15 protein-coding genes are annotated in these 20,716 nt (G+C 38.2%); 13 read left to right on the top strand and 2 right to left on the bottom strand.

Annotated features, from left to right (window positions below; genetic code table 11):
- Positions 1-7 precede the first annotated feature (7 nt).
- Genes BFS30_RS24560 through BFS30_RS24550 form a run of 3 tightly spaced genes read left to right on the top strand, consistent with a single transcriptional unit; the run spans position 8 to position 6,392 of the window.
- Entirely contained in the window at positions 8-3,622 is a 3,615-nt protein-coding gene (locus BFS30_RS24560; protein ID WP_157263038.1) for a SusC/RagA family TonB-linked outer membrane protein, read from the top strand.
- 20 nt (positions 3,623-3,642) lie between these two features.
- The gene (locus tag BFS30_RS24555; RefSeq protein ID WP_083252223.1) at positions 3,643-5,043 is read left to right on the top strand and encodes a RagB/SusD family nutrient uptake outer membrane protein; all 1,401 of its coding nucleotides are present in this window, start codon (positions 3,643-3,645) and stop codon (positions 5,041-5,043) included.
- A complete protein-coding gene (locus BFS30_RS24550; protein WP_069381716.1) occupies positions 5,040-6,392 on the top strand; it encodes a TlpA family protein disulfide reductase in 1,353 nt (450 codons plus the stop codon). The genes BFS30_RS24555 and BFS30_RS24550 overlap by 4 nt, the downstream gene beginning before the upstream one ends.
- Before the next feature lie 33 nt (positions 6,393-6,425).
- Here the strand turns inward: BFS30_RS24550 and BFS30_RS24545 are convergent, their stop codons facing one another.
- A complete protein-coding gene (locus BFS30_RS24545) occupies positions 6,426-6,713 on the bottom strand; it encodes a hypothetical protein (protein WP_157263036.1) in 288 nt (95 codons plus the stop codon).
- A 253-nt stretch (positions 6,714-6,966) separates the two neighbouring features.
- Between BFS30_RS24545 and BFS30_RS24535 the strand changes: the two genes are divergently transcribed.
- The 3 genes from BFS30_RS24535 (at position 6,967) to BFS30_RS24525 (ending at position 9,566) form a co-directional block, all read left to right on the top strand.
- Positions 6,967-7,437, top strand: coding sequence for a hypothetical protein (locus tag BFS30_RS24535; RefSeq protein WP_069381713.1), 471 nt, complete (start codon positions 6,967-6,969; stop codon positions 7,435-7,437).
- 354 nt (positions 7,438-7,791) lie between these two features.
- Entirely contained in the window at positions 7,792-8,856 is a 1,065-nt protein-coding gene (locus BFS30_RS24530; RefSeq protein ID WP_069381712.1) for a histidine kinase, read from the top strand.
- Positions 8,853-9,566, top strand: a complete 714-nt coding sequence (locus tag BFS30_RS24525; protein WP_069381711.1) for a LytR/AlgR family response regulator transcription factor — start codon at positions 8,853-8,855, stop codon at positions 9,564-9,566. The genes BFS30_RS24530 and BFS30_RS24525 overlap by 4 nt, the downstream gene beginning before the upstream one ends.
- Before the next feature lie 14 nt (positions 9,567-9,580).
- On the opposite strand, the gene BFS30_RS24520 is transcribed toward BFS30_RS24525, so the two are convergent.
- Positions 9,581-12,397, bottom strand: coding sequence for a lantibiotic dehydratase (locus BFS30_RS24520; RefSeq protein WP_069381710.1), 2,817 nt, complete (start codon positions 12,395-12,397; stop codon positions 9,581-9,583).
- Between the two features lie 371 nt (positions 12,398-12,768).
- On the opposite strand from BFS30_RS24520, the gene BFS30_RS27875 reads away from it, so the two are divergent.
- The 7 genes from BFS30_RS27875 to BFS30_RS24490 all read left to right on the top strand — a co-directional run bounded on the left by BFS30_RS27875 (position 12,769) and on the right by BFS30_RS24490 (position 20,583).
- Positions 12,769-12,960 (top strand): hypothetical protein, encoded by a 192-nt coding sequence (locus tag BFS30_RS27875; protein WP_157263034.1) that lies wholly within the window; start codon positions 12,769-12,771, stop codon positions 12,958-12,960.
- A 110-nt stretch (positions 12,961-13,070) separates the two neighbouring features.
- On the top strand, positions 13,071-14,483 hold the full coding sequence (locus BFS30_RS24515; RefSeq protein WP_069381709.1) for a S41 family peptidase: 1,413 nt from the start codon (positions 13,071-13,073) through the stop codon (positions 14,481-14,483).
- Positions 14,470-16,452 (top strand): ATP-binding protein, encoded by a 1,983-nt coding sequence (locus BFS30_RS24510; protein ID WP_069381708.1) that lies wholly within the window; start codon positions 14,470-14,472, stop codon positions 16,450-16,452. Before BFS30_RS24515 ends, BFS30_RS24510 begins: the two co-directional genes overlap by 14 nt.
- Before the next feature lie 508 nt (positions 16,453-16,960).
- On the top strand, positions 16,961-17,158 hold the full coding sequence (locus BFS30_RS24505; RefSeq protein ID WP_069381707.1) for a hypothetical protein: 198 nt from the start codon (positions 16,961-16,963) through the stop codon (positions 17,156-17,158).
- Between the two features lie 70 nt (positions 17,159-17,228).
- On the top strand, positions 17,229-18,416 hold the full coding sequence (locus BFS30_RS24500; protein WP_069381706.1) for a hypothetical protein: 1,188 nt from the start codon (positions 17,229-17,231) through the stop codon (positions 18,414-18,416).
- Entirely contained in the window at positions 18,397-19,974 is a 1,578-nt protein-coding gene (locus BFS30_RS24495) for a tetratricopeptide repeat protein (protein WP_069381705.1), read from the top strand. Before BFS30_RS24500 ends, BFS30_RS24495 begins: the two co-directional genes overlap by 20 nt.
- A 39-nt stretch (positions 19,975-20,013) precedes the next feature.
- Positions 20,014-20,583 (top strand): hypothetical protein, encoded by a 570-nt coding sequence (locus BFS30_RS24490; RefSeq protein WP_069381704.1) that lies wholly within the window; start codon positions 20,014-20,016, stop codon positions 20,581-20,583.
- The last annotated feature ends 133 nt before the right edge of the window (positions 20,584-20,716 follow it).

Genomic DNA, 20,716 nt, shown 5'->3' with positions numbered 1-20,716 from the left:
TAAAAGTATGAAATTTTTTTCAGCCTATGGTAATTACCATAGCAAAGAAAAGCTACGCGTGCTTTCCTGGTATTCAGGATTACACCCGGCAATAAAAAGAAAGGTCATCATGCGGATAAACTTCGTTGCATTTCTTTTATTCATGAGCATCCTTAGTGTTCATGCCGCGACATACGCGCAGAGTGTAACCCTGTCCGCGCGAAACAAACCTCTGTTGGAAGTACTTACAGAAATTAATAAACAGACGGGGTATGAGTTAATTTACAATACCAGGCATTTCAGGGGAACCAGTAATGTTACGCTTAACATTAAGAACCGTAGTTTAAAAGAAGCGCTTGATAAATGCTTTGAAGGCCAGCCGCTACAGTATGAGATAATCGACAAAACCATTGTTGTTAAACCCAACACGGAAGAGGCAGGTGGTAAAGTCAGAACCAGTATGAAGAAGATTACGGTTACCGGGCGAGTTTTAGATGAATCAGGAAAAGCATTGTTCGGTGTTAATGTAATGGTGAAAGGAACAGACATCCGGACATCGACAAAGGAACAAGGCCACTTTTCAATTGAAGTTCCAGGCATCGGTTCAGTTCTCCAGTTTTCTTGTGTGGGTTATCAATACCTTGAACATACTATAAATGATGAATCAATTCTTTCCGTAAAACTTAATCAGGAACCTGCGCAATTAAAAGAAGTCAGCATTGTAAACACAGGCTACCAGAGCATTCCCAAAGAACGAGTAACTGGATCATTTGTATTTATTGACAGTACAATCCTAAACCGTTCAGTATCTACAAATTTTCAAGAAAGGTTAAATGGAATGGTGCCCGGATTACAGTATACGGACGTATCGTTTCAAACGATTTCACCATACAACCCATTAAGCAGAAATGCGGGGTTACTGATTAGAGGGCAATCTTCCTTATCCTCAGGCGTGAGCAAAGCTCCACTCATCGTAATCGACAACTTCCCATATGAAGGAGAGCTGTCTAATATAAACCCCAACGACATTGAGAGTATTACTGTTATGAAAGATGCTGCTGCAGCGTCAATTTGGGGGGCAAGGGCAGGCAATGGCGTTATAGTGATTACAACGAAACAGGGAAAACACAATAGTCCATTAACCATTGAACTTAATAGTAATTTAAGCATCAGAGATAAACCTGATCTTAATTACGACCGGAATTTTTTGAACAGTAGGGATTATATCGGTATCGAGGAAGAACTTTTTAGAAACGGGTATTTTGATGCAGACCTTGCCGATAACTTCGCTTATACACCAGTTTCCCCGGTTGTAGAATTGTTATCCCAGTTGAGAAATAATAATATTGATGCTACGGAGTATAATGCACAGGTTTCAGCTTTAAAACCAAACGATGTCAGAAAGCAATATGAACGATATATGTATCGCAAAGGTGTAAACCAACAATACTCTATTGGGCTACGTGGAGGTGGTGAAAAAATAAAATATGCACTTTCCACTGGCTATGACAACAACGCAGAAAGTCTGCAAAGAAATAACTTTTCAAGAATTACGATCAATTCGATAAATACTTATCAGATAACACCAAAGCTCCAGCTAACAGCGGGCATTATTAATACTATCAGTAAAACAGATCTGAATAATGAATTTTCATACAGTGGAGGTTATGCTATGGGGGGACAATATGGGAGGATCTATCCTTATGCTCGGTTTGCGAATGAACAAGGCGAACCACTTGCAATCATAAAAGATTACAGGCCTTACTATCTGCAAGAAATGATAGGCAAAGGTTTTAAGGACTGGACTTTTAAACCACTGACGGAGCTTGACCTTAGTGACAGAAGTACGCGAATCAACGATCTAACTTTAAGGGCTGGTGTTAATTATAAAATTACATCATTCCTGAAAGCTGAAATACTATTTCAAAATCAGCATCAAAGAGTCAAAACGACAAATTATAATAGCCCTGAGACCTATTATGCCAGAAATTTGATTAACAGGTTTTCTGTATTGAACGATAACGGCACTATAAATTATCACTTCCCCAATAATGGCGGGGTCATGGAAATAGCACAATATGACTGGAATGCCAATAACCTTAGAGGTCAACTTAGTTTTGATAAAAACATAAAGGAAAGTCATCAATTATCTGCTATACTCGGTTGGGAATTAAGGCAATTAAGGACGCAAGGTTATGGAAGTAATTATTACGGATATCGAAAAGAGGTGGGTACGATCAATAACGGTCTTGACTTCGCCACATTTTTCCCTGTCAATCCTTTTGGTACTTCAAGGATACCTTCTCCTGGAGGCACGGTATATGGAATTACCAATAGATACATTTCCTACTTTAGCAATATCGGCTATACTTACAAGAACCTTTATTCTGTCACCGCAAGTGCCCGACGCGATGGCGCAAATATCTTTGGTGTTAACACAAACCAAAAAATAACGCCCTTGTGGTCGGCAGGATTTGGATGGAACTTAAGTAATGAAAAGTTTTATCATAGTGATCTTTTTCCTTACCTGAAATTAAGGGCAACCTATGGTTATAACGGCAATGTTTATTTTGGTACTGCTTACGTGACCGGTGTTTCACTTATAAGTACCGTTACAGGTCTGCCAAGGATAACCAACTTGACCGCACCTAACCCGGACCTAAGATGGGAAAAAGTTAGGAATGTAAATTTTGGACTTGATTTTAATTTGAAAGACCAAATATTATCAGGTAGCCTGGAGTATTATATCAAGAATGGTCAAGACCTTATACAACCAATAGAATTAGCCCCTTCAACAGGTTTTACTTCCTTTTCCGGAAATGCGGCAGAAACCAAGACCATAGGGGTAGACTTACAATTAACGAGCAGGAACCTGAACAGGTTACTAAAATGGAACACCACCTTAATTTTAAGTACTATTAAAAATAAGATACTCACCTATGACGTACCCCTGTCTACTTCATCTATTTCTTCTGCAGTAATTGGAGTTACCGGGAAACCGATTAATAGTATTTACAGCTACCGATGGGGCGGGCTTGATCCTGAGAATGGAGACCCATTGGGTTATATAGACGGTCAGATAAGCAAGGATTATGCTGGAATTATTAATAAGTTTCAGCCCGAGAACCTTATCTATAATGGTTCGGAAACACCAACCGTTTTTGGTAATCTGAGAAATGATTTTGCTTTCAAAGATTTCCAGCTCTCTTTTTCCATCGGCTACAAATTCGGATATTTTTTTCGCAGGTCCTCGACATTTCTCAATTACAGTGACATTCTGCGCTACGGTGGCAATAGTGATTTTGGAAACCGGTGGCAAAAAGCTGGTGACGAGCAGACAAGCTCTGTGCCTTCTGTGTTAATGGCAGAAGACGTGAATCGGAATACCTTTTACCAATATTCTGATGTATTGGTAGAAAAAGGCGATCATATCCGGTTCCAAGACATTCGGCTTAGTTATAATTTTATAAAATCCGGATGGTTGCCGCTTCGAAGTTTACAATTTTTTAGTTACCTGACCAATATAGGTATTATTTGGAGGTCAAATGATAAAGGCCTTGACCCTGACGTTTACGGGGGCTATTACACGAATCAGTTGCCAATACCATTCTCAATTTCTTTCGGTTTGAAAGCTACCTTATGACAGTTTAATATGTAAGAATTATGAAAACAAATAAAATTAAGATACGGCTATTCCACTTTTTAATTATGATCGGGATTCTATTTTCCGGGTCATGCGATCTGGAAGATAAATGGTTAGATGAAAAATCAAAACTATCTGATGTGCGACCTACTACCTTGGAGGATTTTCAGGCAATATTGGATGATGATACTTGGGTAAATAATAAATTTCCCGGTATAGGACTGACTGGTACGGACAATTATTTCCTTACAGATCAGAATTATAATGGAGCTGAGTTGTTGCTGAAGAATTCCTATATCTGGGCTAAAGATATTTATGGCGGCAATATGGCTTCGGATTGGAATACTGCTTATGTGCTTATTGAAAGCACAAATATTGTGCTTGATGGTCTCAAAAAAGTAGAAAGGACCAGTGCAAACAACTTCGATTACGACAGGGTAAAAGCAACAGCTTTGTTTTTACGATCCTTTATGTATTATATTTTAAGCCAGACTTATTGCCAAACCTATTCCCCTGATCATCTTAACCTGCCTGGTCTGGTTTTAAGAGAGAATTCGGATGTCAATCAAAAGTCAGTTCGTTCAACTATAGCACAAACTTATGAACGCATCGTCCAGGATTTAAAATCAGCAGTTGATGGTCTGCCTGCAACTACCCCTTACCAAATGCGTCCTGCCAAATTTTCGGCAAATGCTTTGTTAGCCAAGGTTTACCTGGCTATGGAAGACTATGTACAGGCATATAGCTATTCCTCAGCAGCATTACAGCAATTCAGTGCTTTATTGGATTTCAATAGTAGCCAGGTATCGCCCACATCATCCTTCAGGTTTCCTAACTATCCTAATAATCCAGAGATCCAGTTCTATGCCCGGCAAAACCTTTACAGAACGGTTTCTGCACAATCCAATTCACAGGGATATGTGGACTCAACATTATACAACATGTACGAGCTCAATGACCTGAGACGAAGCTTGTTCTTTGTAGCAAGGAATGGCTTCTATCAATTTAGAGGGAATTACGCTGCTTCCAATAATAATTTTGCAGGCATTGCCACCAATGAGATCTTGCTGATCCACGCCGAAGCCGGTGCAAGGATTGGTAAAATCGAAGAGGCAAATAACGATTTAAACCTCCTTTTGAAAAACAGATACCGTACCGGAACATTTGTCAGCCTTAATATCAATGATCCCGAAACCCTGCTATTTAAAATACTTCAGGAAAGAAGAAAAGAACTTCCTTTTACGGGACAACTTCGTTGGGAAGACTTAAGGAGGCTAAATAAAGATCCAAGATTTGCAAAAACACTGATACGCAACATTGATGGCGTAAAATATGAACTAGCACCGAATGACAAAAGATATGTCTTCCCAATTCCGGACAATGAAATAAGGTTAAGTGGTATAGAACAAAATGAGCGATGAAGAAGAGTAATAAAATGATACAAGGGCTTATACTATTTTTTATAATTGTAATAGCTTGCAAAGTAAAGGCGCAGCCCACAATCAAGGCATTAAGTGTAGGGGACACTGTTCCTGACCTAGCTTTTCGGAATTTAATTAATTATAAAGGAAAGCTCTCTCTTGGAATGCTTTCTGATAAACTTGTGATCATAGATTTCTGGACTACAGGTTGTCCCAGTTGCGTAGAAGCAATACCTGCATTGGAACAATTACAGCAGGAATTTGCAGATAGGATACAAATAATAATGGTAAATCCTTGGGAAAAGAAAGAGGCCATAATAAAAAGGGTAAACGCCATGAAAATACTTAGGCCTGGCATTGGTTTGACAACCTTACCTAACGCTTACGGAGATACTGTATGGAGAAATATATTCCCGCATGCTGGTGTTCCCCACCATATCTGGATCTATAAAAATAAAGTAATAGCTAGCACCTTTAGTCGTAATGCAACAAGGGAACATATAGCAAAGATCCTGGCAGGTGAAAAGGTAAATCTATCCTTAAAAGTTGACTTACAGCTTTCGGGCTATGATGTAAAAAAAAGCAGCCTGGTTCATAAAGGTCATCCCACACTTAAACCAATGTTCTATTCTGTTTTTTTTAAGGGCATTCATGGCATTGGACGCGGTGCCAGCACCCAGATTGATACAATGGACGGTGTGTTCATTAGAAGGTTCTATAACCAACCAATTCTTGATTTGTATAAGATAGCATTTGGAGTTTCCCCTTACGAAAAAAACAGGATAAGAATCGACGTTGCAGACAGCGTTTCAATGGAATGGCCCAGAAATAATAATGACGTCGATAGCTGGTTCGATGAAAATTGTTTCTCATACGAGATTGCCCTGCCAGTAGGGTTAAAGGAACGGTTAACGAAACACATGCAAACCGACTTAAACCGCTATTTTTCCGAAATAAAAAGAATTGAGGGTTTTATGCAAAAGAATGAATATCCCTGCTGGATATTACAAAAAGGTTCGGGTAATTTAAATCAACAACTTGACAAGGAAAGCAAGGTTGAGGAGTTAGATTCAAATACCGTGAATTATCAGAATCAGCCATTTTCCGTCGTTTACTATGCACTACGTTCAAGAATAGAAAATTCCCAGCATAAAATAATGTTAGTAGATGAAACAGGTCTTAACGTTACAACCAAACTATCGGTTATAATTCCGCAGGGCACAATGGATTTCGGCAAGCTAAAATATTACCTTAATAAGGCTGGACTCACGATTAAAAAAGGGAAAAGAAAAGTGGATGTATTGACTATCCGCACTATAAAGCATGCGAATAAAAAAGCGGCATTCTAATAAGAATGCCGCTTTAGGATGACATGGTATATTTTAATTCCTGGTAGATTCTACCGACAGCACCGCAGATTGTGGAATGCGGTTATTGCTGTCAGCTAGTTGGTCGGAAAGCACTTCGCAAGGTTTACTTCCAACATCGGGACAACCAGGGTTACTGGTAGTTACATTGTAGTAGACCTGACCGCCAATAGTCTGCTCGCTGATTACAAAATACGTGTGCTGGTCGTCCTGCTGTGTTTTATTTGCTGACGGATGTTTTGTTTCGGGAGTTCCTGCAAGAGCAGTCAAAGACAGAGTGATGGCAGCGGCAAATACGGGCACTATTTTTTTGAAGTTCATATTCGGTTGTTTTTTGTGTTAGATAAAATGTTTGAAATTAAAATGGATAATAAAACTCCTATTGGTAAACAGTCTTGTACCAAAGAGGAGGGACCTTATTTAAGCGACTTTAATCTGAGTGACTCATTTTCGATTTTTAAAATGAGTTACGGGGTGATGCCCTGGATCGAGCGCAGGCCTCAGGCATGTCCTGCGCGGTTTAAAGTTTTGGTCCTTATCTTACTAGAGACAGGATATGTTCGACAATAAATCTATGTTTTGCTTTGTTTTCTTTTTCGGTTTTTACGGAACAGAAATTCCAACTTGTCAAATGGTATCCCTTGCAATGACTACAATAATAGGTTCTTTTTTGGGAGGGTTTACCCCATCGATGCCTGGCTTTATGTCTTTCTCGCAAGTATCTGAAAAAGCCTTTTATTTTCTTAATGGTAGCCTTAGCATCCTGCTTAGTAAGAAAAATCGTCTTGCCGGTAGCATTACATTTCTGAATCATAGCCATCTGTTTAAGAAAGTTAGAACCGCAAAATGTGGAATCGAAAAGGTCAAAGGGGTAATCGGTCTTCTTATAGTCGCTGCCTATTTTATAACCAATATTTCGACGTCGAGGGGAAGTAACAAGTTTGTCAGGGATTCCGTGAAAGTAGGGGCCGATATCAATCCTTATCGAGGAGATAAGCAATTATGTATTTTTTATGCAAAAAACTGAATTTTTCATGTTATCAATATTTGTTATTTTTAATTATTTCGACAACATAAAGTTTATAGGTGCGAAAAAATTCGCACCAATCTTTAAGGACAGCAGGTACTTGTCTTGGATGCAACGGTAAATACGGAAGTGTTTTCTGTAGACTTTCCTGCTGACATCAAATTGTTACCGCTATGTGCAAACACATAAAGAGATCTCATTTTTAATAACCTGTTTGTTTGTTTTTGTTTGTTCATGATGCTATTGAATAAAATCCTCAGCTTGATTGCTTTGGTATACTAAAGGTAAAACGACCAGTCTTTGCTAACAATTATAATCCGTGAACTACCATATTTCTGGTGTGAACACCTATATATGAACCGTAAACTTAGAATTCATACCCTGCTTTTGTATCTAAAAGCCACAAGTTTAAAATTGATTTTACTGCACATTTTTGGAGTCATGTTTATAATTGGCTCCCAAATGCTACTTATTATTTCCGCTGGACTAAATATTACTTTCAAGGGCTGGCTAATCTTTGTATTACAAACCCTTACTTTTTACGCAGGTATCTTTTGGCTTATCCCAATCAGAAGCCCAAAGACAAAGATCATTGCATTTGTCGGAAGACTATCAGTTTTAATAATTGGATATGGCTTCCTACGAGGCTGGATAATTATAGGTGGTTTTTGGCACGCTGATTTTTGGAAATTCGTAATCTTATATGATCAGCTTGTTCTTACATCTTTACAACTGATGCTGGTCCTCATTTTAAGTTTTTATATATGGCTGTACCAGGTTGGCGAGATAAAAGGAAAACAACTAGTGATCGCAAATCGCAAGGCTTCCGAAGCACTTGAGGAAAAACTGCGAATTGAAAGCATAATGTCCCAATTGCAATTAAGCCCTCACCATCTCTTTGGTTCTTTAAATTATATAAAAGTAAAGTCAGAAACTACGAATCCGGATATCGCCCAAATAGCAGATTTGCTTTCCGCAATTCTCAGACATACACTAATCGACCTTCGGAAGATTAAAAAGGTGTATTTGTCAGATGAAATTGATCTTGTGTATAATTACATAGAACTTCATAAGAAAAGGTCGAAAAGCAGAGTGCATATTGATTATATAGACCAGTTCAAAAATGTAGGAATTGAAAATAAAATTCCACCCTCAATCCTTTTGACACTAACAGACAATGTTCTAAAATATGCTATACTAAATGATCCAGACACACCGGCCCAAATATGTCTCCGTCAAGAAAGCGGCTTTATGATCTTCCATACGTTCAATCATAAGCGTGGATTTCCGTTACCAGGAAGGGGCATAGGTCTAAAGAGTGTTCGGACTATATTGGATTATTACTACCCGGAACATTATTCCCTGGAGATCGCCGACAACGAGGAAACTTATTCCTTAACCCTTAAAATTAAATTATGAGTATTCGCGTGTTAATAGTTGATGATGAACTACATGGTATAGATGGGGTTACTACCCTTGTGAAACGGGTTCCGGAACTGGACCTGATAGGCTTTGAAACCGACTCTCTGACAGCTCTGAACAAAATTGTTTCGGGAATCATCAGTGTCGACCTGCTTTTTTTAGATGTTGATATGCCCGACATGAATGGTTTAAAAATGTCTGAGCTACTCGGTGACAGGGTATTGATCATATTTGTAACTTCTTATAGCCACTACGCTGTTGATGCCTTTGGTCCATCCACAGTTGACTTCCTTACTAAACCAATTGACCCGGTTAAATTCATGAAGGCGGTTCAACGGGCAAGAGAGCGGCTCACAACAAAACCTTCACTAATCCATCAAACCGACCAACGGTACATTTTTGTGAATCTTTCTCCGCGAAACATTATCAAAGTTAAACTGGAATCCATTTTTTATATCAAATCAAAGGATAAGGAGCTGGAGTTGCATATCGGTGAAAAGAAGCCGCTGGTTGTAAAAAAAGCATTGAATTGTATGGTCGAAATTCTTCCTGCGGACCGGTTCATGCGCATTCACAAGTCGCATATTGTAAACCTGGATTATATAACCGGAATTGTGGGGAACCAGATAAATTTGGAAAACTCGATTGTTTTAGTGATCGGCTCCACATATATAGACGCTGTTTACGCCAGGTTCAGGTCGATTTAAAATCTATTACTTTGCTAAGCCCTTAGAAAGTTGCTTTCGCGTGCTGCTTTGGCCTTAAGCATTGTCTGATAAAGATTGTATATGACCATCTCGTGTTTTCTTTGATCTGAGGTAAACATTCTATTGACATGCATATGTATAAGGTCAGCCATCAAGATGACCCGGTTAAAATCGTCACAATCTGCCAGTAATGTTATAAACGATTTAATTAAGGAATGATATTTTTGTAACAGCTTATAGTTAAGCCTCGGAAACGGTTCTGTTAAAAAAACATTGTACTTCTGATTAAGCTCTTTGAAAGCACTGCCGGAAATTTCATGTTCTTGATTAAGAGCGTTTGTAATTTTAGTGATGACGTTGTAGAAAACTTCTGCTGTTAGAACCTCCTTTGATCTTATGGATTCTAATATTTCAATACATAGCCGATACTTTTTCATATCGGTTAACGCTGCACCGTTGGAATTGATGACGAATCGGCTATCGCAGCAAAAATGTTTTTCGACCCTACTCATAAGACGGGTTGAATATCTATGAACCTCTCTTTTGTAAGTTTTTATCTTAACGTCAGCGACGACACCTGCCCTAATTTCCGGTTCAAGTATATCCGTAAGCATTTCCATCAATTGGTACCCGCAGGAACGGTTGCGAAGTTGCAATCTTAAACGGATATGGCTTCCATTTTCATCATATCGAATAAAGAACCAATTCCTTATCTGTGGTTTATTTGAAGCCAGAAAACTCTTGATCTTTGTCCGGAGCAAAAAATCCGCTCGAAACGGGTTACAGTAAATTTCAAAATATAGCCAATCCTTTCCTGGTGCAATCCAACTCTTTTCCTCTATAGCAGCGAATGAAACTTGTCGCGTAGTTAACGGCAGGTAAATTTCTTCGTTATGACTCAGAGATAAAATAATTTGAGTAAGGAACGGTTGGCCTTTACAGTTCTGTACTGACGGAGAACCTGGCAAATATGCTTCTTCCAGAAAAATCTTACGATCCTTTTCCAAAATGGAAAGGAGTATTTCAATATCAGCTAGATCTTTAATGTTTAAAAACAGCGTCTGATCAAATCTACCAATCTTAAAGTACTGGCCACTAAGAAAGGATTTAAGATGATTCTTTATAGCGAGGATTTTTCCATCGAGATCCACAATTCCCTTTATTATGTCAATAGAAAGGGACCAGGAGGCAGGACAAACAACAATATTACGAAACTTAACTCTGGGATAGAAAGGTAGCCCTGGAATGAGTTGTGAAGGGTTAAATAACAAATTGGTCTTGACTCCCTGATTTTGAATATCAATCAACAAACGGTATACAGGCAGATCGGAACGTCTATGGTTATAGGCCGAAGCAACCCGGGGAATAAGGCGCTTACCATAACGCTTGGATTGCAGTATTACCTCGCCGCTCCGTACACTAATCAGGATATCGTGCATGGAAAGAGGGCATGCTGATGTGTTGAAATTAAGAATATTTAGTTGCTGATCATAAATCGACGGCCTTCTGTTAATGTTGTCTATATTGTCTTCTTTAGTGTAACCAATGTCAAAAAACAAAACGGATGGATTTGCCTCTTGCTCAATGCTAACCAATTCCTGACAGTGCTTAAACACCTCTGGTAATGCAAGGGCAAATCTACCGAGTAGAGCTGTAGCCGAGGCTCCACCCATAGATTGAAGAAAGATAGTATCGTCCGCAAGATTAATAATTGCGCTGAATGTATTGGGTAATGGTTGAAATTGCTTGCTTTCATTAGAAAAATTTTCGAGCCTTATTTCTTTACCGGTCTTTATGTTCTGTAATATTTCGCGGTACAAGAATTGCCTGAATTTACTAATTCCGGTTTCTTCAACTTCCGAGGCAAACTGTAGGATCAGCTTTTCAAATTTAGGTTGTTCAACAGCCATAGACAGGTTTCCATAGTCGATACCTGCATCTGGGTCCAAAGCAATCAAAAAAGGCACTTCGGCTTGTTCGAACTTCTGAACAAACTTTGTCTTGAATTCCTCTAGGTTAGTGACTTTATTATCTGGAAGAATTCCCTGCAACTTTTGTACAAGATCAGGAATATGCCTGAATAGACGTTTATCAAGACTGCCTGTAATCACTTTTTTTTCTGAGATTATGTATTGCCGGGTAGGGCCTATTTGCGTGTCCCCGATGCGAGAAAAAAAATCTTCGCCGATTATGTTGGCATCTTTAGATGTAAAAAGCAGATCAGTTCCCAACATATCGCTTAGGTACGCGTCCAGCAGTTCGGAATCATACTTGGTTAGAATTATCTTCAGTTGATCATACGATCTCGGTAAACTACATGTTTCAAGAATATCAAATACGATTTCATTGAAGTCAACGGCTGCCAATACAAACTTGTCTTCCGAATTTTGTATATACCTGATCTCATTTTGTAAGCGGTAAAAACTTGTATTACTAAAAATCAATGATTCAGCTCTGACTGCATCCTCAAGAGTAATCTTTTCTTTCGGACGGGTGACCCAATCGGGGAAAGTGTGATGTATTGGCTGCTCTTCGACTATAATAGGTAGATCAGGATTAATCGACAACGGCACCACTGTTAGGTCCGCAAATTTACCATAAGGAGTACTTCGAAAAGAGGCTCGGTTAAAATACTTCTGTATCGTTAGTTGGATTTTTTTATCCGTTGCTTGCAACTGATCAAAAGTAAGATCCTTAATTAATTGAAAGAAGCCTGGTGATGAGTGTTCTATCGCGTCTTTGAAAGCGTCCCAATTTGTTTTTAAGTTTTCAGCATAAGAGAAGGCTGGTAGCCTCAACACAGCAGTAGGATGCAATTCTATTTTCTTCATTATTAGGGTCTATAGCGGACTAACCTAAAAAATCAAATTTGAATACAGAAAAAAACGACATGTAGTTAGCGATTTGTGGCGCCACCTTAGGTTTTATCGGTGTGAATATCCAACTGCAATCTACGGTGGCTAGAAAAAACGTACTTAGAACAGCATTGCTCTTAGGAAATGATTCACCACTATATAAAAACTTCAAATTGCTTAAATAATGAGCTTCATAATGTTTTGACGGTAACACATTTACAAAAGTATCGGAAAATTCAGGTTTTTGTCTGTAGGTTGGTTTGGGAAATTTGCATTTAATTTGCCAGGTCAATATTCAATTGATTATCTATTTAACCTGATATTTTAAAATCAAATCTTCAAGGAAAATGAAAAAAAAGGCTCTTACGCCCAAAAAACTGGCGTTATCAAAAATGAACATTTCAGTACTTTCTCCTGACTCATCGTTTAAATTAAAAGGTGGTGAGCAAACCCTGACAATTGTCTGCACACCAACAACTGCATCGTTTATTGATGACTGCCTGACTTTAAAACCACCGACTTACACAGGCACAGTTTAGCCATCAATGATTTGAACGGCAATCTATTTTATTGGTAAAAGGTATGTTGCCTAAATTTTAAAGGCAACATACCTTTTATACTCATTTTTAAAATACTCAATATTCTTTTCATGATCAGGTTCTTTATTTCAACCTTGCTTCTGCTCACTCTAATTTCCAAAAATGTACATGCTCAAAGTAATGATATTGAGTTTCTCGTAAAAAGGATTAAAACTGGATATGCCGGCTACGAAGACCGAATTAAAGGTGATCATAAAAATTTTGTTGCGTTTGTTAGTAGGGTTACAAAAGAAGAGAAAACAGATACCTTTCGGATATTAGGTAGGATTGTCGCTTATTTTGACAACCCACATTTACAGGTATATGCTGTTAACGATCTAATTAATGCTAGAATCGATAGTCAACAATGCAAAAGTAAGCTTGGAGAGATTTCTTCTCTTATTTCAAATAAAGCGATAAATAAAGATAAATATGAAGGCTATTGGATTAATGATCGAAAATCTACGATCGTTGCAATATTAAAAGAAAAGAAAAAGCCAGGCAGCTATAAAATTTACTTTATCGCCTCCAAATCATCCTCTTTAGTGCCGTCCGGTTACCGTATAGGAACCATTGAAAAAGTTTCTAATGACAGATATATTACTGATTTTCTTTCCGCGCGTGGTGGATCCAGAATGTTATTAAGATCTCTATTTCGTAACGACTCTACTTTTGTAATGGGAGACATTGCTACATGGAATAAAATGTCAAATAAAGAAGCTATACTTCCCGAAAGCACCATCTCCCCGCGACAAGTGACGACCAATGGAAGGCTTCTTGATAAAGATAATTATCTGTTGACATTGCCAGATTTCACTTCTCCGAATATTACCGTTGTGGATAGTATTCTAAAAGCAGACCATAATAAAATTAAGCAAGCGAAAACACTCATCCTCGACGTCAGAAATAACCCAGGGGGAACGGTCAGGTCATATTGGCCCATACTTCCATATATTGTCACAAAACCAATTGTGGCCATTGCAGGCTATAAGTTTTGCAGCACAGATCTTTTAGAACACCGTAAAGAGCAGCTTTCGGCAACTCGTTCTGCGCCAAAAGTTGACAGTGTGGTACTTACTGAATTGATAAAGGATTCGATCAAAATATCCTTAAATCTGGGAAAATTTGTATTTGAACCCGGCGATACCCTTAAGTTCGACAGCGCTATGGTTTACCCTAAAAATGTGGCCATAATCCAAAACTTTTCTGTAGAAAGTGCTGCTGAAATGATGATCCTGGATTTTAAACAGAGCAGTAAAGTGAAAACATTTGGCGAGAACACTATGGGGGCAGTCGATTATTTAAATAGCTTCCAGACCCAGTTCCCTTCGAAAAAGTATGTCATGTCCTTAGCGACTTTTAAAAGATATATTCCACCCGGACAAAACCCTATAGATCGTACAGGGATTAAACCAGATGTTGTAATTCCAGATCAGCAATCGGATTGGATTGAGTTCGTAAGAAATTATTATGAGCATAGATAACATTAAAAATTTTATCGGAAAGATTGTTGGAAGCAGGGCTGCGGCCTGGCTTTGGAAATACAAATTGCATTTCGCTTTTTGGGTGCTTTATTTTATCTATGGATATATTACTGATCAGATTCTCTATGGGCCTTTTTATTATTTCTCCAAGGAATTGCTACTGCTGGTCACGCATCCGCTTTATCTTTTCTATGCTTTTGTTTTTTTGTTCATCCACCTCTCAGGAAAATCCCCGCAAAGATATCTCACAGGATTTTTACTATTAATAGGCCTGATTTCTGTCTTCTTTGCACAACGCTTTACATTAAACTTTTGGCTATTTCCAATTATGGATGTTGCAAGAGGGTTTCCGAAAGAAAACCTGAAGCTCAAGCAGGAATTTGTAATGGGCTCTCTATGGATTTGGGAGTTTTTTGTTAAGGCTATTGCGTATTTTTTTATAGTAAAGTATTTTAAAAAATTAAAAGAACTTGGAAAAGCACTTGCCGAAAACCTCGCGCAACAAAAGGCACTTCAAGCAAAAGAAATCGAAGAAGAAAGAGCCAGGCAGATAGAGTCCAATTACAAAACACTGGAATACACTTTTGCTAATTTGGTTCATGAAATCAAAACTCCACTGACACTGACGATTAACTGTTTGAATGAGCATATAGAAAAACATAGTAGCTCATACGAACTTGATCTGATGAAAATCAGCATGGGAAAAATGAATAAAGACATTAATAATATATTTGACCTTCAAAGACTTAAACTCGGAAAAGAGGTTTATGATCACCAACAAAATTGTGACGTATCAGGTCTTCTCGAAGACAATTTAAGAATTTTTGAATACTACACTAAACGAAAAAAAATCCGATTAAAACATTTCATCACTCCCGATCTAAGTAGCCTTGCAGATCCTGCTGCAGTAAACCGGATAATAAATAACCTTGTTGAAAACGCCATAAAGTTCTCTCCGGAAGATTCGACTATTTCAATATCTCTTACTTCAGATGAAAATAAGATTTATCTTCAAGTCAAGGACCAGGGCATTGGCATCCCTGAAGAAGAGGTCCAAAATGTGTTTGTCCCTTATCTTCAATTAAACAAAAATAACATTCAGGGTATGGGTTTAGGACTACCCTTGGTTAAATCTATCCTCGATGGATTGAACGGGGTAATTGAAATCTTAAAAAATGATGAAGCCGGGAAGGAAGGGACGACAATATTGGTATCATTAAATAAGTCTAACGGTGAAGGCACGATTGCATCCTATCAGGCTGAATGGCAGGATTTCCTATTGGAAGAGGAAATTCGCTTATCAGACTGTAATTTTGATGAAAACGCACCGCACCTTTTAATAGTTGAAGACAACAAGTCGATGAACAGTTACCTTACAGGTAAACTTAGTAAGGTTTTCAATGTTAGGTTTGCTATCAACGGTGCGGAGGCGATAAAAAGAATTAATGATCGGATTCCGGATTTAATTATCTCTGATATTATGATGGATACGATGGACGGTTTTGAAATGGCACAAATTCTAAGCAAGAATTCTCAACTGAATCATGTACCCATAATTTTCCTTTCTGCTAAAAATACCGAAAAAGATAAACTCCAAGGAATCGGCCTTGGAGCCGTGGATTACATGGAGAAGCCTTTCTCGTACCCAATCTTGCTTAAGAAAATAGAATCAATTCTTGCTTTGAAAGGTAATCAGGAAAGAAGGCTTTTTCAAAATATGAAAGACTTTGGCAGGAATATGCTGCCTGAAACGACGGCCAGCAGCAACAGCTATATAGAGAATTGTAAAATATACTTGTTAACAAACCGTGAAATGGAGATTTCAAGCAAAATTATTGCGGGGTTGAAAGCAAAGGACATAGCCGATGAACTCTATATTGCTGAATCTACAGTTACAAAACACATTCAAAATATATATGAAAAAGTGGGGGTAAAAAGCAGATACGAATTGATTAGGAAACTGACTTAATAGTATTACAGGAACTCAGGAGAAAGATCTAACCGTTGGTTAGGTCTTTTTTTTTCTCCTTATACGAGAAATTCAAGATATTTTGACCAAACAACATTTAAATTATATAAAATTAAATCTGTAAAACTATTTATAACAATAAACTGAGTTAATAGTACTTACAAATACGTACAAATATTCGTATAAGTAAGTATTGGATTCATTGCTTCCGAACAATACATTTGCCTTCAGACCGCGTGTTTTTCATGTCTGGTTCCATGATCGATTTCTGTCAGTTTTTAATATTTACTATCCACCATATCGTTCATTAAAAAGGCACCATCCAAACATTTTCGATTACCCAAAGATGATATAAAAAATATTATAATTTATTCGCGAATATGGGTTTACTCCTTAATTACCCATTAAAACAACAAAGGAATGCTGAATATCCGCTTCATGGCAAGGTTACCTTTAAAAAATTAAGGTAAAGCAAAGACAGAAGTAATCTCATTTTCAATCTGAAAACATGTTAAAATTAAAGAAAGTAAAATCGCTCACTACTAAGGAGCTCGAATCAATTCTTGGCGGTGCAGTTAATGCCTCGTTGAAAGGTGATACTGACAGCAAAGATGTAGCCTCAGGCTTAGGCTCCGGTCAGAGCAACACTGATTATGATGGTACAAGCCCGATAATTATCCATCCAGGCGATCCTACGTTGCCTTAATCTTACCTATCTCACCAGGGCCGTCTGAAGCGGGCCAGGTGAGATATTTTTTACTATAAAAATTTTCACAATGGAAGTATTTGGCTTAAAAGAATTTGACAGAAGTAAGTATCTGGAACTCAAACTCAGTACCCAGAACAGGGAGAATCCGGAGAAATGGTCATGGACTCCCGCAAACCCGGAAAAGATCAAAAATATTGGCGAGGAACTAAAAAAAGAAAGGGAACAGGTCGATTATGCTTGCATGACAAATTATGTCATGGGAGATGAAGATCAGGATATTGTTCTGGTTTTTGCTATGGGCAATTTGAGCTATGGGTTTGTTGATCAGCTATGTGAGCAAAACATCAAGTTCGTATTTCTTGATTTTGTGCAGTTTGCTGCCCAAGGCAAAGTCACGTTCAGCATTACAGAAAACGCAATTGTAAATATACTTGAAGTCGGAGACGTGATCATGAATTTAAGTGATGTTAAAATAGTAATATGGAATACTCCGCTGTATCCTTATCCGATTTTTGATTTTAACATCCTTCCAGAAAAAAACCGGGAACAATTCCTTCACCGGAAACGATGGTCACAGATATTAAAAGAATTCAGAGGTTTCCTTCGCAAAGACGTGCTATGGTTTCCTGGAGACCCATTCAATGGTTCCCAGGAATGGCAGAATAAATTATCTGAATACAAGATCGCTTATGACTTGGGAATAAACGTTCCGCCTTTTATCCTGACCAATGACTTGGACGAGCTCCACCGTTTTAGCAAAGTTCATGGGAATGAGCTTTTACTGAGAGAGTTTTCAACCCCTCCGTATTCACTATCTCCTGCAAAAATCAAGGCTGATGAAGTCGATAAAGATCTGTTATTTGCTGCCCCATGTATATTTCAGAAGTATATCAATAAAAAATACGAATTTAGAGTCGTTGTAATTTGCGATAAGATTTTCCCTTGTAAAATACATTCTCAGGATTCTGAATTAGCAAAGAATGATTGGCGTGTTCACGACGATGAACATGTAAAATGGGAACTTACTGCGCTACCCCAAAAATTGCAAGACAAACTTATTGCATTAGCAAAATGTCTGAATTTAACCTGGTGTAGTATTGATCTGATTTTATCAGAAGACGATCAGTACTTTTTTTTAGAGGCCAATCGTCCTGGCGCCCATTACTGGCTGGAAACATTTGTTGGTCTCAGCGCTTCCAAAGAAATAGTATCAGAAATCAAAAAACATTTTATAAATGATCAGATCCTTGTTTAAAAGCAAACTCCTGTTGATTGTTTTTTCCTTTGCATTTAATTATGGTCACAGCCAGAATGCTCAATTTTTACTCGGCAGTGAAGGATTGCCTTCAGGAAAGTATCATGCAGGATTTAAAAGGATTTACACATTTGATTCATCACGTTCCTATCCTTTAAATTTCCAACCTGGAACCAATTCCGATACCACGAAGTTTCCGAGGTCAATGGTTTTAAATATGTGGTATCCAGTAGAAGTTAATTCCGGTGGAAGCTTTCCGTACAAAAACTATCTCCGGTTTGCATATGATAACCCAAGTTGGAAGAATTTCCTTGATCGTTTAAAACAGTACAACGAAGAAACGGTAAAGCTAAATGGATTCAGATATACCAAGCTAAACGATACGGTAAGAGAAGATAGGCTATTTGAGCGGCTTATGGATACTGAGGTTCTTGCCTCTTCGGGTAAGCCGGTTGTTACTGGAAATCATCCCCTGATAATTTATCAACCCAGCTTAGGCGGTACAATTGAAGAAAACGCCTTATTGTGTCAGTATCTTTCATCAAATGGGTATGTGGTTCTTAGTTGCGCATATCAGCCCGACAATGGTGTTAGGATGGGGCCGGACTGGAATCTGGAGAGAGCAGAAGGAGACGTAAACTTTCTAGTTCAATACTCAAAGCAACATTTGGTAATCGACACTAATAACGTTCATTTACTGGGATATAGTTTTGGCGCTCAGGCAAATTTTAACCTACTGGCAAAAGGTTCCAAATTTGTTAGTGCCGTTTCTTTGGACTCCCGGCTGGAGTATTCATTTGATTATGCTCCAAAAGGATTCAAGGACCTGCCGGCACTACTCCTAGCAGGCGTGCAAAACATAACGCAACCACTATTGCTTTTCACAAATGAAGAAGCCACATTCAACATGACTGATTCCTTTGTATCTGCAGACAGGTATTATTTGCCCTTACACTTTTTAGAGCACCATGACTATAGTTCAACCAGAGAAATCAGTAACTCTTGGGTTGCAGGCGAATTAAAAAATGATAAAGAACTGTTGGGAAAAGTTAAAGATTATACATCTGTATGCGAGAATACGTTGGCCTTTTTTAATTTTTATTCCCAACCCAAGAATAATGGGCGTGCGTTTCAATTCCTGAATACCAGGTCTAATTTTGCCGAACACCTGCCGCGTGGTGCAAACGGCGAGGCACAAGATAAAACGGTGCTTCAAACACCACGGCAAGTTTTAAAAGCTGCGGAGATCATAGGCATACAAGAAGTTAAAAAGTCTTACCAGCTAAACCGAATGTCGTTTTCAGAGGACTTATTTAATACATACGCGTACTTTCTGGCTGGAAAAAACAAAGGCCAGTTAGCAATACAGACACTGTTATGGGGGACTGAAATTTATACAACTTCTGCAAACCTGTTTGACAGCTTAGGCGAAATGTATTTCATCGAGAAGGATTACGAAAAATCAACAAAGAGTTTTAAGCGCTCCTTGGAATTGAATCCATCAAACAAAAATGCTGTCGAATACCTTAAAAAATTACAGTCACTGGCAGGCGGATAACGTCACCCGTCCCAGATTATAGTAAACCGAGAACCTATCATGGATTACCAACTATTTTGTTACCATAGTCCTACAGGTAGACCTAATCTTATAGAGGCATTAGAGGTCATGGAATGCGAATTGCATTTTCGCCAAGGCAGCATAGGACATAAAAAAAAGAAACTGGCATCAAAATTAGCAGCAACCAACCCTCAACTACGGATACTCTCGCATGACTTTAAAGAGATAGCTTTATTGCAAAACATATCAGAAAACGAAGCGAGGGCAAGATTCGACTTTATCCAGATTCAATCATTAGATAGAGGAACAAACGTTTCAATTGTAATATTTGACACGACAATAAGCATTGATATCCCATTTAAATTGATTGAACAAAAGCAAACTCATGTACTTCGTGAAGTCAAGGCTTATTTAAATATAATAATGGACGAGACGGCGTATTTTGTATTTGATGCTGAGGCCGAAAGAGTCTATTCTGCCGAAACAATAGGAAGCTTCAATTTCAATTTGTTGCGTTCAAGGGCTAAAATGACAGCGAATACAGACAAGGAAAACGGCAGACCTTGGTGGAAATTTTGGGGAAAGAATGATCACAATTTTTGTTTTTAATAGCCTAAATAAAATTTTGAGTTTACAAAATATGTTATATTTTCGTTGCTGTCTTGTTAATGAATAACTAAAGGAGTTAGTGTATTAGCTTGACATCTGATTACCTATCGTTCGATTGGCGATTATCTTGTCC

Origin of the sequence: Pedobacter steynii, from assembly GCF_001721645.1 — a bacterium.
GTDB lineage: Bacteria > Bacteroidota > Bacteroidia > Sphingobacteriales > Sphingobacteriaceae > Pedobacter > Pedobacter steynii_A.
The sequence above is the reverse complement of the archived record's forward strand: the minus strand, read 5'-3'. Positions and strand labels throughout refer to the sequence as shown.

Coding starts and splice junctions, on each gene's coding strand:
- BFS30_RS24560 (WP_157263038.1), top strand. CDS start 8: ATGAAATTTTTTTCAGCCTATGGTAATTACCATAGCAAAGAAAAGCTA.
- BFS30_RS24555 (WP_083252223.1), top strand. CDS start 3,643: ATGAAAACAAATAAAATTAAGATACGGCTATTCCACTTTTTAATTATG.
- BFS30_RS24550 (WP_069381716.1), top strand. CDS start 5,040: ATGAAGAAGAGTAATAAAATGATACAAGGGCTTATACTATTTTTTATA.
- BFS30_RS24535 (WP_069381713.1), top strand. CDS start 6,967: ATGTTCGACAATAAATCTATGTTTTGCTTTGTTTTCTTTTTCGGTTTT.
- BFS30_RS24530 (WP_069381712.1), top strand. CDS start 7,792: ATGAACCGTAAACTTAGAATTCATACCCTGCTTTTGTATCTAAAAGCC.
- BFS30_RS24525 (WP_069381711.1), top strand. CDS start 8,853: ATGAGTATTCGCGTGTTAATAGTTGATGATGAACTACATGGTATAGAT.
- BFS30_RS24520 (WP_069381710.1), bottom strand. CDS start 12,397: ATGAAGAAAATAGAATTGCATCCTACTGCTGTGTTGAGGCTACCAGCC.
- BFS30_RS27875 (WP_157263034.1), top strand. CDS start 12,769: ATGAAAAAAAAGGCTCTTACGCCCAAAAAACTGGCGTTATCAAAAATG.
- BFS30_RS24515 (WP_069381709.1), top strand. CDS start 13,071: ATGATCAGGTTCTTTATTTCAACCTTGCTTCTGCTCACTCTAATTTCC.
- BFS30_RS24510 (WP_069381708.1), top strand. CDS start 14,470: ATGAGCATAGATAACATTAAAAATTTTATCGGAAAGATTGTTGGAAGC.
- BFS30_RS24505 (WP_069381707.1), top strand. CDS start 16,961: ATGTTAAAATTAAAGAAAGTAAAATCGCTCACTACTAAGGAGCTCGAA.
- BFS30_RS24500 (WP_069381706.1), top strand. CDS start 17,229: ATGGAAGTATTTGGCTTAAAAGAATTTGACAGAAGTAAGTATCTGGAA.
- BFS30_RS24495 (WP_069381705.1), top strand. CDS start 18,397: ATGATCAGATCCTTGTTTAAAAGCAAACTCCTGTTGATTGTTTTTTCC.
- BFS30_RS24490 (WP_069381704.1), top strand. CDS start 20,014: ATGGATTACCAACTATTTTGTTACCATAGTCCTACAGGTAGACCTAAT.